17 protein-coding genes are annotated in these 16,526 nt (G+C 62.0%); 14 read left to right on the forward strand and 3 right to left on the reverse strand.

All coding sequences use genetic code 11. From position 1 onward, the window contains the following. From mmsB to AC1DCM_RS18550, 4 genes are all read left to right on the forward strand, one after another. Window positions 1-1,284, forward strand: coding sequence for a multiple monosaccharide ABC transporter permease (gene mmsB / locus AC1DCM_RS18535; protein WP_477519265.1), 1,284 nt, complete (start codon window positions 1-3; stop codon window positions 1,282-1,284). A gap of 158 nt (window positions 1,285-1,442) precedes the next feature. Then, entirely contained in the window at window positions 1,443-2,468 is a 1,026-nt protein-coding gene (locus tag AC1DCM_RS18540) for a LacI family DNA-binding transcriptional regulator (protein ID WP_477519266.1), read from the forward strand. 5 nt (window positions 2,469-2,473) lie between these two features. Further along, the gene (gene pyrE / locus AC1DCM_RS18545) at window positions 2,474-3,058 is read left to right on the forward strand and encodes an orotate phosphoribosyltransferase (RefSeq protein WP_442018201.1); all 585 of its coding nucleotides are present in this window, start codon (window positions 2,474-2,476) and stop codon (window positions 3,056-3,058) included. Between the two features lie 60 nt (window positions 3,059-3,118). Continuing rightward, window positions 3,119-4,255 carry an alpha/beta fold hydrolase gene (locus AC1DCM_RS18550; protein WP_477519267.1) on the forward strand — a complete coding sequence of 379 codons (1,137 nt, stop codon included), beginning with the start codon at window positions 3,119-3,121 and terminating at the stop codon, window positions 4,253-4,255. Between the two features lie 40 nt (window positions 4,256-4,295). Here AC1DCM_RS18550 and AC1DCM_RS18555 read toward each other — a convergent pair whose 3' ends face one another. Together AC1DCM_RS18555 and AC1DCM_RS18560 are read right to left on the reverse strand one after the other, a co-directional pair. Next, window positions 4,296-5,033 (reverse strand): tyrosine-protein phosphatase, encoded by a 738-nt coding sequence (locus tag AC1DCM_RS18555; protein ID WP_477519268.1) that lies wholly within the window; start codon window positions 5,031-5,033, stop codon window positions 4,296-4,298. Between the two features lie 17 nt (window positions 5,034-5,050). Then, window positions 5,051-5,881 carry an HAD-IIA family hydrolase gene (locus AC1DCM_RS18560; RefSeq protein ID WP_223935648.1) on the reverse strand — a complete coding sequence of 277 codons (831 nt, stop codon included), beginning with the start codon at window positions 5,879-5,881 and terminating at the stop codon, window positions 5,051-5,053. Between the two features lie 116 nt (window positions 5,882-5,997). Between AC1DCM_RS18560 and AC1DCM_RS18565 the strand changes: the two genes are divergently transcribed. The 8 genes from AC1DCM_RS18565 (at window position 5,998) to AC1DCM_RS18600 (ending at window position 14,430) form a co-directional block, all read left to right on the forward strand. Beyond that, the gene (locus tag AC1DCM_RS18565) at window positions 5,998-6,525 is read left to right on the forward strand and encodes a PadR family transcriptional regulator (protein WP_477519269.1); all 528 of its coding nucleotides are present in this window, start codon (window positions 5,998-6,000) and stop codon (window positions 6,523-6,525) included. After that, entirely contained in the window at window positions 6,522-7,226 is a 705-nt protein-coding gene (locus AC1DCM_RS18570; protein WP_477519270.1) for an ABC transporter ATP-binding protein, read from the forward strand. The genes AC1DCM_RS18565 and AC1DCM_RS18570 overlap by 4 nt, the downstream gene beginning before the upstream one ends. Then, a complete protein-coding gene (locus AC1DCM_RS18575; protein ID WP_477519271.1) occupies window positions 7,223-9,442 on the forward strand; it encodes an FtsX-like permease family protein in 2,220 nt (739 codons plus the stop codon). The genes AC1DCM_RS18570 and AC1DCM_RS18575 overlap by 4 nt, the downstream gene beginning before the upstream one ends. A gap of 257 nt (window positions 9,443-9,699) precedes the next feature. Next, window positions 9,700-10,971 carry a hypothetical protein gene (locus tag AC1DCM_RS18580; RefSeq protein ID WP_477519272.1) on the forward strand — a complete coding sequence of 424 codons (1,272 nt, stop codon included), beginning with the start codon at window positions 9,700-9,702 and terminating at the stop codon, window positions 10,969-10,971. Between the two features lie 46 nt (window positions 10,972-11,017). Continuing rightward, window positions 11,018-11,743, forward strand: a complete 726-nt coding sequence (locus tag AC1DCM_RS18585) for a TrmH family RNA methyltransferase (protein ID WP_477519273.1) — start codon at window positions 11,018-11,020, stop codon at window positions 11,741-11,743. Window positions 11,744-11,877: 134 nt separating this feature from the next. Continuing rightward, a complete protein-coding gene (locus tag AC1DCM_RS18590) occupies window positions 11,878-12,810 on the forward strand; it encodes a hypothetical protein (RefSeq protein ID WP_477519274.1) in 933 nt (310 codons plus the stop codon). Between the two features lie 178 nt (window positions 12,811-12,988). Then, a complete protein-coding gene (gene fbaA, locus AC1DCM_RS18595) occupies window positions 12,989-14,008 on the forward strand; it encodes a class II fructose-bisphosphate aldolase (RefSeq protein WP_431117919.1) in 1,020 nt (339 codons plus the stop codon). Next, complete coding sequence (locus AC1DCM_RS18600; RefSeq protein ID WP_216922107.1) at window positions 14,008-14,430, forward strand: DUF3151 domain-containing protein; 423 nt, start codon at window positions 14,008-14,010, stop codon at window positions 14,428-14,430. Before fbaA ends, AC1DCM_RS18600 begins: the two co-directional genes overlap by 1 nt. Before the next feature lie 95 nt (window positions 14,431-14,525). On the opposite strand, the gene AC1DCM_RS18605 is transcribed toward AC1DCM_RS18600, so the two are convergent. Beyond that, window positions 14,526-15,158, reverse strand: a complete 633-nt coding sequence (locus AC1DCM_RS18605) for a uracil-DNA glycosylase family protein (protein ID WP_431117920.1) — start codon at window positions 15,156-15,158, stop codon at window positions 14,526-14,528. Between the two features lie 224 nt (window positions 15,159-15,382). On the opposite strand from AC1DCM_RS18605, the gene AC1DCM_RS18610 reads away from it, so the two are divergent. Beyond that, window positions 15,383-15,721: a hypothetical protein gene (locus AC1DCM_RS18610; protein WP_477519275.1), complete on the forward strand. Its 339-nt coding sequence runs from the start codon at window positions 15,383-15,385 to the stop codon at window positions 15,719-15,721. Window positions 15,722-15,911: 190 nt separating this feature from the next. Beyond that, on the forward strand, window positions 15,912-16,526 hold the full coding sequence (locus AC1DCM_RS18615) for a SipW-dependent-type signal peptide-containing protein (protein ID WP_477519276.1): 615 nt from the start codon (window positions 15,912-15,914) through the stop codon (window positions 16,524-16,526).

Below are 16,526 nucleotides of genomic sequence, written 5' to 3' on the forward strand. Positions count from 1 at the left end.
ATGTCCGCCCTACGAGAATCCCTTGGCTTCCTCACAAGCCGCCTCCGCCAGGTTGGCATCTTCGTCGCCCTGATCCTTATCGTCATCCTGTTCCAGGTCCTGACCAACGGCATCCTGCTTGAACCGCAGAACGTCAGTAACCTGGTGGTCCAGAACAGCTACATCCTGATCCTTGCCATAGGCATGGTGATGGTCATCATCGCCGGCCACATCGACCTCTCCGTCGGATCAATCGCCGGGTTCATCGGTGCTGTTGCCGGCGTGATGATCGTGCACTGGGGCTGGGCATGGTGGCTGGCCATCCCGGCTTGCCTCCTGGTAGGTGCCTTGGTGGGTGCCTGGCAGGGTTACTGGATTGCCTATGTGGGCATTCCCGCCTTCATCGTCACCCTGGCCGGCATGCTCATCTTCCGCGGCCTGACGCTCATCACCCTGAAGAACCAGCAGATCACCCCGTTCCCCAACGAGTTGCGGGCCCTCGGTGGAGGCTTCCTCCCCGATATCTCCGGCGGCACATCCGTACTTGAATGGTTGACCGTCATCCTGGGCGTTGGCGGCACCGCAGCAATCCTCTTCCAAGCCATCAAGGAACGCCGGGTCCGCCGCAAGTTCAACCTTGAGAATGAGCCGATGGCATGGTTTGCCGTCAAGAACGGCTTCATTGCCGTACTGATGCTCATCATCACGTTCCTGCTGGCCAGCTACCGTGGAACGCCGATTGTGCTGATCGTCCTGGCAGTCCTCGTGATCCTGTACTCGGCATTGATGAACAACAGCATTTTTGGGCGCCACACCTACGCCATTGGTGGCAACCTGCATGCAGCAGAGCTCTCCGGCATCAAGACCAAGAAAGTAACCTTCCGGCTGTTCGTCAACATGGGCGTCCTCGCCGCGTTGGCCGGCCTGGTGTTCACGGCACGACTGAACTCTGCCCAGCCTGCTGGCGGTACCGGCTTTGAACTGGACTCCATCGCTGCCGCATTCATCGGTGGCGCGGCCGTCCAAGGTGGTATCGGTACCGTTGCGGGAGCAATGATCGGTGGCCTCATCATGGGTGTCCTGAACAACGGTATGTCCATCCTTGGCTTGGGAACTGACTACCAGCAGCTCATCAAGGGCCTGGTTCTGCTCCTTGCAGTCGGCTTCGACATCTTCAACAAGAACCGGACCGGTGCTGGTGGAGGGTCCTCAATCAGCCGCCGCTTCAAGTGGAAGACAACGCCTCCGGCAACCGAATCTGCGCCACCTGCCAAGACTGAACCTGTGCGGGTCGACGCCAAGTAGCAAATAACCCTTGGGATTGGCCTGCATCCTGCTCCCAGCTGAGCTGACCTGCTCGGTGTGAAGAGCCGGATGCGGGCCAATCCTGCCCAAGCCCGCCATACGAATCCATAAAGTGAGGTGCGATGTCTCCCGGTGCACCATCAAGCAGACCACCCGTTATGGGGGATGTAGCCAAGTTGGCCGGGGTCTCGCACCAGACCGTTTCCCGTGTCTTGAACAACCACCCCAACGTTAGCGGGAAGACGAAGGAGCGCGTGGAATCGGCCATCGCCAGCCTTGGCTACCGGCGTAACACCGCAGCCCGCAGCCTGGTGACGCGGCGCTCCCGGACCATAGGCGTGCTGGCCTGCGAAACCGGCCAGTACGGACCCGCGAATACCTTGCTGGGCGTGGAGCAGGCGGGCCGGGAAGCAGGCTATTTCGTCAGCATCGCCAACCTCCGCGAAGTGACCGGCGACAGCATCAACGACGCCATCACGCATTTTCGCAACCAGGCTGTGGAGGGGGTGGTCATTCTGGTACCGCATCCGGATGTCCTGGCCGCCCTCCGTGACGTCGCCGTCCCGTTTCCCATGGTGGCCGTGGGTGCCGGAACCGGGAACCAGCTGACGGGTGCTTCACTAAACCAGCGTCTGGGAGCGCGGTTGGCGGTGGAACATCTCATCGGGCTCGGACACCGCCACATCGGACACATTTCCGGTCCGCCCCACTGGATCGACGCGGCTGAGCGCATCAAGGGATGGCAGGAGGCGCTCGGCAACGCCGGCTTGGAGGCCGACGTTCTTCTCCAAGGGGGATGGGACGCCGCCTCGGGATACGAAGCAGGCCTGGCGCTCATTGACCAGCGCAAACTAGACGATCAGCCCACTGTCACCGCCGTCTTCGTCGCGAACGACCAATTGGCGGTGGGAGTCCTTCGCGCCCTGCAGGAAGCTGGGTTGCGAGTTCCGGAAGACATCAGCGTGGTGGGATACGACGATCAGCCTGAAGCTGCGTTCTTCCTGCCGCCGCTGACCACCATCAAACAGGACTTTGAAGAACTCGGCCGCCGTTGCATGTCCGCGGTACTCCATCAGTTGGAAAACGAGCCAGGCAGTGAGGAACAGATCGTCAATCCCAAGTTGGTTGTCCGTTCCACCACCGCGGCACCTGCGCTTCGCCCGGCTCCGTCCCCACTAAACTAGAAGCCATGACTTCCACCAGTACCCCCGCAGCAGACACTGCAACTGCCCGTGCCCGCCTTCTCGAGCTCATCAAAGAGTTGGCGGTGGTCCGCGGAAAGGTGATCCTCTCCAGCGGCAAGGAAGCTGACTACTACATCGACCTCCGCCGCATCACCCTGCATCACGAGGCCTCCAAGCTGGTAGGCCAGGTCATGTTGGCAATGATCGACGACGCCGGGATCCCGGTTGAGTGCGCTGGCGGACTCACCATGGGCGCCGACCCCGTAGGTACCGCTGTCATGCACGCCGCTGTGGATGCCGGCCGCGCCGTGGACGCCTTCGTCGTCCGCAAGGCCCAGAAGTCGTACGGCATGGGCCGCCAGGTGGAAGGTCCCTCGGTTGAGGGCCGCAATGTGGTTGTCCTCGAGGACACGTCCACCACCGGCGGGTCCGCACTGACCGCCGTCGAGGGTGTCCGCAAGGCCGGCGGCAATGTGGTTGCCGTCGCCGTCATCGTGGACCGCGACACCGGCGCCAAAGAGAAGATCGAAGCCGAAACCGGCGTGCCCTACCTCTTTGCCTTCGGCAAGGATGAGCTGGGCCTCAACTAGGGAGTTTGTAGGCAAACTACGGGGCTGTAAGGCAGTGCCCGCGAAGCCTATGCTAGCTGCGTGGACGTTCAAGTAGGGAAGCTCCAGGCTCCGCCGGAGGTGAACGAAAACCTCCCGGGCCGGGGCTCCGCCTTGCCCGTATCCGGATCACGGGATGCTGCCGATCCGGCAGACTGGGCGAGGATCCTGCCCCAGGTTTCCCGGATAAAGCGGATATCGCGCCGCGACTTCCTTATCACTGCGGGGGTTTCCGTGGCACTGGCCGGAGACATGCTGTTTACCCGGCACGTGCAGGCGGAACGGCGGGCCACCAAGATCCTCCGCGTCCCGGACTCCTACTCGGATCTCTACTTTCCCAAGGCCAGCTGGATCCTGTTTCCCGGGTATAAAACCAGTTGGGAAGAGGCACAGTGGATCCTGAACTCGCTGCGCCCCGCCCTGCACCAGCGCGGCCGCCTTGCCGCCGTCGGGTATTCCAACCTTGGCCTGGACGTTGATGAGGTGGTCCGCGAACTAGTTCTTCACGTTCGCGAACTGGGGCTGGAGAAGCTGTATTTCTACGGCCACAGCTTCGGTGGGATGCTCGCCACGCAAGTTGCCGCCCGTCTGCTGGAGCTGCATGGTGTGGAGACCCAGCTGATCGTCCTGGATTCCAGTCCCTTCAGCCGCGCTGATGTGCTGGATCAGAGCTGGTTCGACGGCGTGGTGTTCCTTTATGAGAACGGCTTCCGCATCCCTTCAGTCCTGCGTGGCGGCTATGAACTGGGGGAGCGGGTGGCGCACAAGGACGAACGCACCTGGCGGCAAATCCTGGACCAAAGCCTGGAGCAGCTCTCGCCGATTGCCCCCTCCAGCGTGCTGATCCAGACGGAGTCTGCATACATTTACCACTTCGATGGCCTGCGTCTCGCCGGCAAAATCGGCTCGGCCAAAATGGCGTTCCTGGGCAACTCCGAGGACAAGACCGTCAACTACGAGTCTGCTCGGGCGGCGTGGAGCAAGGTCTTCGCGGCGAACATGAAGCTCCCGGTGCTGAGTACGGAGGGTGCCCGGCCCGCCCATGCCAGCCCGCAGTGGAGTGCCGACATTTATCGGCCCCTGTTGGAGCGCGTCCAGAATGAGCTGGAACCGCTGCCGCCTGCACCCGAGGAGCCGTCGTATCAGGAGCCGAATGGACGGGTTATCCGGCCGGCGTAGGTTTTGTTGCTGGGCTTCCGCTGCATCACCCCGCAACGGTTCAGCCCCGCAGCGCTTGAACCTCGACGGCGGTTAGACCGGCCTCGCGCAGGAAGCTGCGAGCATCCCCGAATTCCCGTGCGAAGCCCACCAGGAAATGCCGGATCGCGGCTTCAGGGCTCTGCAGGATCATGAGGTCAGGGCTGAAATATTGCGCGGGCGTGGACGGGACGTGGAGCCGCCATGTCTCGGCCATGACCTGAAGCAGGTTCGGAAGGTTGCGGGTGGTGGCCGTGTAATCCTTCACCACGGCCTCGTCCGATTCACCGGCGGCCATGAGCGCGATCGCTGACACCACTCCGGTCCTGTCCTTGCCCAGCGAACAATGAACCAGTGTGCGTTTGCCTTCCGCGACAGGACGCAGGGCATCGGCTACCCAATCGGGTCTGACGCGGATCCAGCCCAAATACAGATCTCCCAGATCTTCCGGAGTCTCCACTGCCTGCAGCGACCCCGCCACCACGTTGGGATCCAGCGGATTATGGATGAGCTCGACGGCGGGTGCAGCGAGGGCGGTACTCCCGCCACCGCCGTCGGGCTTGGACGCGTTCGAAGGAGAGGGGCCGCCCGGAACCAGCCACGGAACCAAAGACCGCTCGAGCTCGTTGCGCAGGTCCATGATGGCCTGGATGCCATGCTCCGCCAGGAACCCCGATGTCGCGGCAGCATCCAGACCAAACGGCTGGCTCCCCCTCAGTATCCGGCCACCGGCCAGAGGACGGAGGTTGAGCACAGCCATGACGGGACTCCTTTGGCTTAGATCTGGCTCTTGAGGTCGGCCACGGAGCTCAAGATCTGGTTGGGGCGGAACGGGAAGGACACGATTTCCTCGCGCTGGGTGATGCCGCTGAGCACCAGAACCGTGTGAAGGCCGGCTTCCATACCTGCCACGATGTCCGTGTCCATGCGGTCGCCAATCATGGCCGTGGTCTCCGAGTGGGCGTCGATCTGGTTCATGGCCGAGCGGAACATCATGGGGTTCGGCTTGCCCACGATGTACGGCTCGCGGCCAGTGGCCTTGGTGATCATTGCCGCGATTGCGCCCGTTGCCGGCATGGGGCCGTCCTTGGAAGGGCCAGTGGCATCAGGGTTTGTTGCGATGAAACGGGCGCCGGCAAGGATGTGGCGAACGGCCATGGTGATCGCTTCGAAAGAGTAAGTGCGGGTCTCGCCGAGCACCACGAAGTCAGGTTCCGTGTCCGTGAGGATGAAGCCGGCTTCGTGCAATGCAGTGGTGAGGCCGGCCTCGCCGATGGTGTAGGCGCGGTTGCCGGAATCAGAGGACTGGACCTGGTCCTTGAGGAACTGGGCCGTGGCCAGCGCGGACGTCCAGATGTTCTCTTCCGGAACTTCAAGACCGGAGGCCCGGAGGCGGGCAGCGAGGTCGCGTGGGGTGAAGATGGAATTGTTGGTCAGGACAAGGAAGCGCTTGGACGTATCCACCCAGCGCTGGATGAGCTCGGCGGCACCGGGGATCGCCTGGTTTTCATGAACCAGCACGCCGTCCATGTCCGTGAGCCAGCATTCGATTTCGTGGCCGTTCCGGTAAACGGATGCGGACGTGTGGGGCGTGGATTCTTCTGCCATATTTGCCTCCGGCTGGGATTGGTCATGCACTGCCTCCCAGTCTTTCATTATTCGGCCGGGGTGACATCCCGTGGTCTCGATGGCGTTAACTATAAACTCAGTGTATAGATGGAGCTGTGAACAACTCACTCACCCTTCTGGGCCTTTTGAATCGCGAGCCCAGCTACGGCTACGACCTCAAGCACTCTTACGACCGATACTTCGGAGCAGGCAAGGCGCTGGCCTATGGGCAGGTGTATTCCACACTGGCGCGGATGGTCCGTGATGAGTTGATCCGGGCTTTGGGCGAAGAGACCGGGGGAGGTCCTGATCGAAAAAAGTATGCGATTACCGACGCCGGAGAAGCCACAGTGCGCGAGTGGCTCTTCACTCCCGACATTCCCTCGGAATCCCTGCAGAGCAACCTCTTTGCGAAAACCGTCATCGCACTGCTGCTGGATGACGATGCCGAGCGGTTGCTTGACGTGCAGCGCAGCCAGCACATGGCCCGGATGCGGGAACTGACGCGCGCGAAGAAGGAAGCAGGCCTGCTGCAGGTACTGATGTGTGACCACGGTCTGTTCCACATCGAAGCGGACTTGAGATGGATCGACCTCACGGCCGCCCGCCTGTCCCAACTCAAAAAGGAGCTTCAGAGCGCATGAGCATCCAAACACCCATCCTCAGTGCCCGCGGGTTGCACCACTCCTTTGGCCCGACGGAGGCGCTCCGGGGAATAGACCTGGATGTCCATGCCGGGGAAGTATTGGCCGTCATGGGTCCATCCGGATCCGGGAAGTCCACGCTGCTGCACTGCCTGGCCGGGGTCCTCGTGCCCGACAGCGGGACGGTGACGTACAACCCCATTGATGAAGTGCCCTTGCACCTCAACGAACTCAAGGAGACCAAGCGGGCCCGGCTGCGGCTGACGGACTTTGGATTCGTCTTTCAATTCGGGCAGTTGCTGCCGGAACTCAGCGCGGTGGATAACGTCAGCATCCCGTTGCTGCTTAAGGGGATCAAACGACCTGAAGCGCTGGAGCGATCCAGAGACATGCTGCAACGTCTTGGCTTGGACGGACTGGGCGAAAAGCTGCCTGGCGAATTGTCTGGCGGCCAAGCCCAACGTGTCGCTGTTGGCCGTGCCTTGGTGACGTCCCCTGCGGTGTTGTTCGCAGATGAACCCACTGGCTCGTTGGACTCCCTCGCCTCGGAAAACGTACTGACCTTGATGCTCGATCTTGTCCGCGAAGCCGACACGACCGTGGTGATGATCACCCACGATGCCCGAACCGCTGCCTATGCAGATCGGGAAGTCATTGTGCGCGATGGTGCTCTGGGCGCCGGATACCGGGTGTCCACGTGAACTGGGGACTTTTCCGCCTGGCTGTGGCCGGCAGCCGCTCCGCCTATGGCAGGTTGACTGGAATCGCTGGAGGAGTCGCCGTCGGGGTCTGTCTTTTGTCGTTGCTCTGGGGTGGTGTCAACGGATTGCAAGCCCGGGACGACCGTGGCGCCTGGCTGCGCGAAACGGGGCATCCGTCCGTATCGGATTCGATCGATGCTTCGGGCGTTGCAGCTCCTATCCCCTTGACTCAGGAAACAGTGCTCATGCGGAGCAATGGGCTGGAGATCTTCCGGGACCAACTCATTGAGCGCCGCGATTTCGCTGCACTTCCCTCGACGACCGTGAGCATCCCGGGAATTGGTAGCCCGCCGGAATTCGGGAGCTATTACGCCTCGCCAGCGCTACAACGCCTGATCGAATCGACGCCCCGGGATCAGCTCGGAGACCGGTTTGGGGAGTTTGCCGGCGTGATCAACGACGCTGCCCTGCCGGGGCCCGATTCCCTGGTGGTCATCACGGGGGCCTCGGAGGCAGAGCTTCGAAAGAGCGGAAACGCCTCGTTGGTTTCGGACTTCACCAGCAACCCGTACGGAGGCAGCGCCGCCTCCTACACCACGGTGCTCCTTGTCGGAGCGATAGCAGTGTTCTTTCCCGTATTGCTGTTGATCAGCATCGTCACAGATTTAGGAGCAGCGCAGCGACGCGAACGGTTTGCTACCCTGCGACTCATTGGGGCCTCACCCGGCACAGTCTCCCGGATTGCCGCCGTGGAAATTGCCATCCCCAGCCTGATCGGTGCCGCGATAGGCCTTGCCCTGGCGGTGATGTTGAAGCCTGCCACTGCCCAGATACCGATCAACGGCACCAGAATGTTTACTGCTGATCTCCACACTGGATTGGCGGCCAATGTGGCGGTGGTGGCTGTAGTTGTGGTGGCGTCTGCACTTGTCGCCGCCCTTCGGACCGCACGCGCAGACGTTGGGCCTCTAGGGGTGACGAGGGTGGTTCACGAGAAGAAGCCAACAATTTGGCGAACAGTGCCGCTGGTTATGGGGCTCGCCTTCATGACTTTGGCGGTTGTTCTCATCCGTGTTTTGAATTTTCGGCTGCCATGGCTTGAGTCCCCGCTCTTGGTGGTCGGATTCATGATGGTTCTTGCAGGCATCGTTGTGATCGGCCCGTGGCTGACTCGAATGGTGAGCCGGATGGGCCAGCGACAGGCACGAAGCGCGGCCGCAATCGTTGCCGCAAGCCGTATTCAAAAGACTCCGGCGGCTACTTTCCGGTCCGTATCGGGGCTTGTGATTGCAGTGTTTGTTGTCTCGGTTTTCGCCGGCGCATCCAGCATCCTGGAATCCACCGAGAGTCCACAGCCGCGCCCCGGGTTGATGCAGCCCACCAGCCTCCACGCAACTGTGGGGTCTGGAGAAACACAGGTCCGGGTAGGGAAAGCGGCTTTAGGTGCGAAGGAATTGCCCGGAATTCTCAGCGCCACCATTGGCTATGGCTCGGCTGTGCTTTCGGACCGGGGCGCCGGACCCGAGCTTTACTTCCGGGCCTCAGAAGCTCGGGCCTTGGGGTTCGAGGACATTCCAGCAGCAGAAACGGTTGCTGTGGACAGCGCCTTCCTCTACTTCTGGACAGCTCAGCCGCTGGCCTTGACAGCGGCTCCCGATGGGACACTCGCGGGTCTTGTTCCGGTTGTCATAGTGGTGGACACCGACGGCACTCCTGAGGCCATGGACCGCGCTCGGACTGCGTTGAGCCGCTCGGGAGTCACGGCCACCCCTGCGTCCTCCCCATCTGACTTTCACTTGCAATCATCCAAACGCCTGATCCAGGGCCTTGCCATGCTTGCGTACCTCGGAATGTTCGTTGCCGTCGCCATCGCCGGGCTTTCCCTCGCTGTTGGGACGGCCTCGGCAATCCTGGACCGGCAAAGGGTTCTTGGGCTTATGCGCCTTATGGGGATGCCAGCGTCAATTCTGCGTCGAATCATTGCCCGGGAAGCTGCAGTTCCCCTCCTGAGCGTGCTGCTGCTTTCCATAGGCCTCGGGTTCCTCACGGCCTGGCTCATGGCCACGGCAATCAACGACGCATACCAACTCACGTGGCCGGAGCCCGGATATTTCATTGCCTTGGCGCTGAGCCTGCTCCTGGCGCTCAGCGCTGTCATCGCCACCTTTGGCCTGATCCGGCGAACTACTTCCGTGACGGCTACACGCTTCGAATAAAATCGCGGTTCGAAGGGAGACATCCCATGGTGTGCCTGCGTGGGTAGTTCTGCCCATGCGGATATTCGGCTTTGACTTGCGTCGGGCGGCTCAGCCTCGACTACGCTTGTCCCGGCGCAGGCGTGCCACCACCGTGGGTCGGGGGAACGACATGGTGGATTTTTTGTGTCGCCGCACTTCAGCAGGTCCCCAGCACTGGATCGACAACCGGATATCCCCAGATACGCCGGTACTCAACACGTTTGAAAGGGCCTGTCATGAGCAACAACAATGGAGCGCCGCAGCCTCCGTACAATCCCGACGGCGTGCCGCAGCCGCGCTACGACACCGGCCAGGAGCAGTATCGGCAGTATCAGCCGGGCCAGACCCAGCCTATGTATCAGCCGGAAGCGCAGTACCAGCCGGAAGGGCAGTACCATCCGGAAGCACAGGGGCAGGAGGGCCAAACTCAGGCTCTCCCCACACAGCCGGAAGTGACCCAGGCTTTCCCCGCGCAACAATTGCCGACCCAGCAGGGTTACCCTGACGGCGAGTTCGCCGAAACGGTCCACCGCTACCCACAGACGCACCAGGGTCAGCCCGGTTTCACCTCACCGGGCAGCGGCTACCCCGGCCAGCCTGGTTACCCCGGTCAACCTGGTTACCCTGGTCAGCCCGGCGGACCCAGCCAAGGCCCGGGTGACCACAACAAAAAGGCGCTGTTCCTGATCCTCGGCGGGATCGCCGTCGTCGTGGTTATTGCGCTGGTCGTCGTGTTCGCATGGTTGATTCCTTCGGTGACCAAACCCGTGGCCGTAGCGAGTCCGGTGTCTTCGGCCAGTGCCTCGGACGAAGCCTCCGACGCAGCGTCCGAACCGTCCGCAGAGCCGTCTGGCGAGGCAACCGCTTCCTCGGAGATTCCGGAGGGTGCTATCCCGCTGCCCAGCGTGTGGGAAGAATTTGCCGGCCCGACGAATGTTCCGGCCGACGGCGATCCACTGTTCAGCAAGTGGGTCACGGGCGAATCTTCCTTCCAGTACCTGGCCGAGTGGACGCACGACGAATCCTTCGGGATCACCAAGGACCCCACCACCGGTGAAGAAATCCAGAAGAAGGCCCAAGGCACCGTGGAGGCGGACGGCGACGGCATTGCCCTCGCGTATGCGTTCTTCGCCGAGTCCGACGAAGGCAAGTTCGGCAAGGACCCGAAAGAGATCAAGGCCGCCATCGAGGACATCGAGGCCCGGTACAAGGGGATGACCGCCACGGAACTGCCCCAGAACCTGGTGGGCCACAAGTGCACCTCGGACTTCAAGACCTCGATGCCCGAGATCCGCGAATTCCGCCGTGGTGCTGCCGTGGTCATTGGCTTCACTTGCACCAACGCGCGGGGCGAAGAAATCCAGGCAGTCAACCTGTTCTCGGTGACCCCGTGGGGAACGCCGCAGATGCTCGGCGTTAGCGGGCACAAGACCTACTGGGATGCCCACCCCGGCCTGATGGAGCAGCTGGCCAACTCGTACCGCATCAATAAGTGGAAGATGGTCTAAGCGCTGGGGCAAAGAGGCAAAGTCCGGGCAGGGCTAAAGTTGAGGGGTGACTGACCTTCCCCCCAACACGGCCCTGCCCACGCCTGCCCACACCGCAGCAGAAGCTGACGGAACCGTGGAAGTTAACGGAGCCGCGGCAGAAGGCTGGACTGAAGCGAAGCCGGAGGTCGGGGTCGGGCCTTGGGAAGGCGAATGGCCGGTAGGCGAGCACTGGGACCCGGACCTGCTGAGGGACGGCGACCGCCGCAATGTGGTGGACCAGTACAGGTATTGGAAGCACGAGGCGATCGTCGAGGACCTGGATTCCAAGCGGCACGAATTCCATATCGCGATCGAGAACTGGCAGCACGACCTCAACATCGGCACGGTTGTGCGTACCGCGAATGCCTTTCTCGCCAAAGAGGTCCACATCATTGGTCGACGGCGGTGGAACCGTCGCGGGGCGATGGTCACCGACCGCTATCAGCACGTCCGCCACCACCCTACTGTTGAGGAATTCGTCCAATGGGCGGAGGGGGAGGGGCTAGCCGTGATCGGCATCGATATCTTCCCGGATTCCGTGCCGCTGGAGACCTACGACCTCCCGGAAAAGTGCGTCCTGGTCTTCGGGCAGGAAGGCCCCGGCCTGACGCCCGAGGTGCACGAAGCCGCTGTTGCTACGTTGTCCATTGAGCAGTTCGGCTCCACGCGTTCCATGAATGCTGCCTCCGCTGCGGCGATCGCGATGCACGCATGGGTTCGCCGGCACGTGTTCCAGCAGCCGGTCGCCTAGTCTCTCCGCCGAGGTGGCATTTAAACCCCATGTTTGTCTGCAACATCGGGTTTAAATGCCAACTCGCGCATGCTCCAACGGGAGGCCCTGTGGATAACTCCCAAGGCGGTCCGGTGAACAGGTCAGAATGGGGAATGCGCAGGACAAGTCTTCCGGAGTATCTGACCACGGGTTCGTTTTCCTTGCGCGCATCGGACAAAGCCGGAGTGCCCAGAAAGCGGGCAGCCGCAAAGGACTTGGTCACAGTCTCCCGTGGAATTAGGGTGCCGGTCGCGTCTGACGCCTCCGGCGCTTCGGCATTGCGCGCTTATACGGATTTGGATGATTCCTCCATCCTCGTCTCGTTCTCGGCCGCACGGATTTGGGGTGTGCCGTTGCCGTCCAGCCGTAGCGGAGATTGGCGTATTCACTTGGCGCGGCGGCGGGGGTTCAGCTTTCCCCGGAGAGTAAACGTGTCCGGACACCTCCTTACTTTCCTTCCGGAGGAGACGATTGAGTACGACGGCGTGAGGGTCACCTCGCCCGCACGAACGTGGTTGGACTTGGCGTCGATGATCGCCATGGAAGACCTCGTTGCAGCAGGCGACGCCCTTGTGTGTTCCCACGATCCTCGGTTTCCAGTTCCGAAAGAAGCCCTATGCACCATTGACGAGTTGAGGGAGATTACCGATCGCCACCCTGGAATGCGTGGTGTGAGGACTGCCCGGGCTGCCCTGGACCTGATTCGTGTTGGTGCCGATTCCGCTCCGGAAACGTATATGCGACTGGCCCTGGTCAACGCCAACCTGCCAGAACCCGCGCTCAACCTCGTCGTCCCAGATCCTTTGGGACGCCCTGCCCTATGGCCCGACGCAGGATACGAGGACTGGAAGGTTTCCCTGCAGTACGACGGCCGGCACCATGGCGACGGTCAACAGCACCTGCGGGACATCGAGCGGCAAGAGAAGTCCCTTGCCCTGGGCTGGCTGGAAGTCCGGATTTCCAAGCACGACCTCCAAGGCGAGCGGCCCGGCGTCGTACATAAAGTCCGTCGTGCGCTCCAAAGCCGGGGGTGGACGCCGAGGTGACATTTGAAACCGATGTTGTGCCGCAATGTGGGGTTCAAATGCCAACCCGGCCGAAGTGTTAAGAGCCCCAGTGACCCGAAACACGGCGTCCCGGCGGATATCGCTAGGATGGGAGCTAGCCGTAAGCGGTCTACTCCAGGGTTACCAACCCACAGACGAATTCAGCATAGGAGTCACCATGCCCATTGCAACCCCAGAGATTTACTCCGAGATGATCGACCGCGCAAAGGCTGGCGGATTTGCCTTCCCCGCGGTCAACGTGACGTCGTCGCAGACTCTGAACGCTGCGATCCGCGGTTTCGCCGAGGCCGAATCCGATGGCATCATCCAGGTTTCCACCGGTGGCGCAGCCTACTGGTCCGGCGCTTCGGTCAAAGACATGGTTGCCGGTTCGCTCGGTTTCGCCGCGTTCGCCCGCGAAGTTGCCAAGAACTACAACGTCAACATCGCCCTGCACACGGATCACTGCCCGCAGGACAAGCTTGCAGACTTCGTTCTTCCGCTGCTCTCTGCTTCCGAGGAAGCTGTAAAGGCCGGCAAGGACCCGATCTTCAACTCGCACATGTGGGACGGCTCGCACGAGACCCTCTCCGAGAACCTGCGCATCGGCCGCGAACTGCTTGAGCGCGCAGCTGCAGCGAAGATCATCCTCGAGGTCGAAATCGGCACCGTCGGTGGCGAAGAAGACGGCGTTGAGAACGAAATCAACGAGAAGCTCTACACCACCACCGAAGACGCTCTCGCAACCATCGAGGCCCTGGGTGCCGGCGAAAACGGCCGTTACCTCACCGCCCTGACCTTCGGCAACGTGCACGGCGTGTACAAGCCGGGCAACGTCAAGCTCCGCCCGGAACTGCTCAAGCAGATCCAGTCCGAGGTTGGCGCCAAGATCGGCAAGGATAACCCGTTCGACCTCGTGTTCCACGGCGGTTCTGGCTCCTCCGAGCAGGAAATCGCTGACGCCGTTTCCTACGGTGTCATCAAGATGAACATCGACACCGACACCCAGTACGCGTTCACCCGCCCGGTTGCCGGCCACATGTTCTCCAACTACGACGGCGTCCTGAAGGTCGACGGCGAAATGGGCAACAAGAAGACCTATGACCCCCGCGTCTGGGGCGCTTCCGCCGAAGCCGGCATGGCCGCGCGCATCGTCGAAGCCGCACAGCAGCTCGGATCGGTCGGCAAGACTTTCTAATGTCCGACGAATTCCGGAAGAACCTGATGGGGCCGGAGCCCACGCTCCTGCCCGCCGAAACCGAGATCTACCAGCACCTGGCTCTCGGCAAGGAAGCGCTGGACCTCGTGGAGAAAAACCCCACGTCGTCCCTTCTGTGGGCAATCCTTGCCGAGGAAGCCTGGGCCGAGGGCCGAACCATCGACTCTTACGCTTACGCCCGCGTGGGCTACCACCGGGGACTGGACTCGCTGCGCCGCAACGGCTGGCGCGGTGTGGGACCGATCCCGTGGGAGCACGAGCCCAACCAGGGCTTCCTGCGCGCGCTCTACGCACTGGGTCGTGCCGCCGCTGCAATCGGCGAGCCCGAAGAGCCCGAGCGGATCGAGAAGTTCCTGAACGACTCAGACCCGAAGGCCAAGGCAGCGATCGAGGCCAGCTAAGGCCTGCGCTGCTAAAGCGAACGACGACGGCGGCCCTCACCAAAAGGTGAGGGCCGCCGTCGTTTGCTCGTTGCGGACTGCAACGAAGGGGGAGACTAAGCCTTGCGCGGGATGCCCGTGCGCGCCATTGCCTCGGCATAGGCGCCGTGGATGGCGTCCAGGTATTCCTGCTGGCGCGCGGGTGTGCCTGCGAAGGAGCGGCCACCAAGGGAGCGGACTTTGAAGGTCTTGAAGCCGCGGCGGGCGATGCTGGCAGGGGCGGCCTTCATCAATTGGTCGGCGAGGCGGTGTGCCTCATTGCCGTGCGCCACAAGGGCGGACGTGCGCGGCAGGATCGCGAGCAAGCGCAGGAGCGGCTTCAGGCCTTCGGTGATGTTGGCCGGCGTCAGCTTGCCCGGTTCCTCGTTGGGCTCGATCCACGGGTACGCGTTCCACGGCATCATGAGCTCCGGGCGGAGACCCAGCTGCCACTGCATGCCGAGCATGCGCGTGGCTGCTTCTTCGTCACCCGGGTTGATGAAACCTTCGCCGGAGTTGGTGCGCTGATTGGAGAAAAGGCTGACGATGCGGCAGTCATCCATGCTGTGGGCGGGGTCGATGTAGAGGACCTCGCTGCCCGGCTTCTGCTCCTTGATGGAGTCGCACAGCTCGTTGACCTCGGCGATGTGCGGTTCGTAGCGGCGGTTCCAGAGGATTTCTTCGGGTGATTCAGTCGCCAGTTCTTGCATCAGGGGTTTGGTCTCCTAGGTGTTACTGCGCGCACCTTTCCAAGGGGCCGCGGGCATGCCGCTGCCGAACCTCAAAGGGTGCTGTTGGGGGCTAACTAACCTTACCGGACTATGGGCGCTGCAGCACCCTGTTTCGGCGCGCCCCCAAATGAGACGCGGCGTGTTGCCCGGCATCGTGGCGGACGTCTCGACCGTGGGGCGCGAATTCCGGCATGATTCGGGCTATGGAGAGACGAGAATCATCCGCTGCCGCTATTTCCGCTTTCGAAGGGCTCGGGGCCGATCTGGCCGCGGCTGGTGTGGTGATGGGCAAGATGTTCGGTGCCAGCTCACTGTTGCTGAACAAGAAGGCTCTGGCCTGCCTGAACGGGGACAAGGTTGCCTTCAAATTGGGTAAGGACACACCGGAACATGCGCGAGCCCTGGCCCTCCCTGGCGCTGAACTGTTCGATCCCTCGGGAATGAACCGCCCGTTCAAAGACTGGGTGGAGCTCCCGTTGTCCTCACAGTCACAGTGGCCTACCTTCGCCGAAGCGGCGCTGCAATCCGCCGCAGGCAAGTAAAGCACCTTCCGTGCTTCGCGCCGGCGTCGAGCCTGAACATTAACCCATTTGTGCAGGTCAAAGCCGTTGACTTTGATTTGCGCAGGTGATGAATTGGGCTATTGGTTTTGGGGGAACCTGTTCTGGAACCCCCGAATCCAGGCACCGGTCTTAGACAGCATCGTTCGCATCATCTACCTCGGGGGTAAACGTGGTTGCATCAACAGAAGCGTCACCAGAATCAGGGCAGCGTCCCGGCAAGGCTCCAAAAGTCCGCGCGATCCTGGCGGGTGGTTTGGTCCTCGGAGTGGGTGCGGCGATCACCTTGGCCGCATGGAACAGTTCCGAGTTTGCACAAGGCACCTTCACAGCAGGCTCCTTCAATCTCCAGGGCAGCATCAACGGAACCGCGTTCACTGAGAACCCGGTGGGCTCGCCAGCCACGTTGGCATTCACTACCAACCCCACAAACCTTTCGCCGGGCGACGTCGTAGCAGCTCCGTTCGCTGTCAGGTTGGATGCGGCGTCAAGCTACGACGCCACGGTGACCATCTCCACGCAAGGATCCACGGGGTCGGTCGCAGGCCTGACATACGAGCTCACACAGACTGATGCTTTTGGTTGCACCGAATCTGTCACGGACACGTTGGTGGCGGCCGGGCAAACGCTGGGGACGACGCCGACAAGCATCACCTTTCCCTTGACTCAAGGAGCCGGCACTGACCCCGGAGCGCCCGTATACCTCTGCTTCAGGGTGACCGCCGGGGCAGTTGTCCAAGCCCAAACCGGGTCGACCACGTGGGAATTCGCCGCACAGTCGCAGTGA

Source organism: Paenarthrobacter sp. 10N417 (assembly GCF_056394745.1).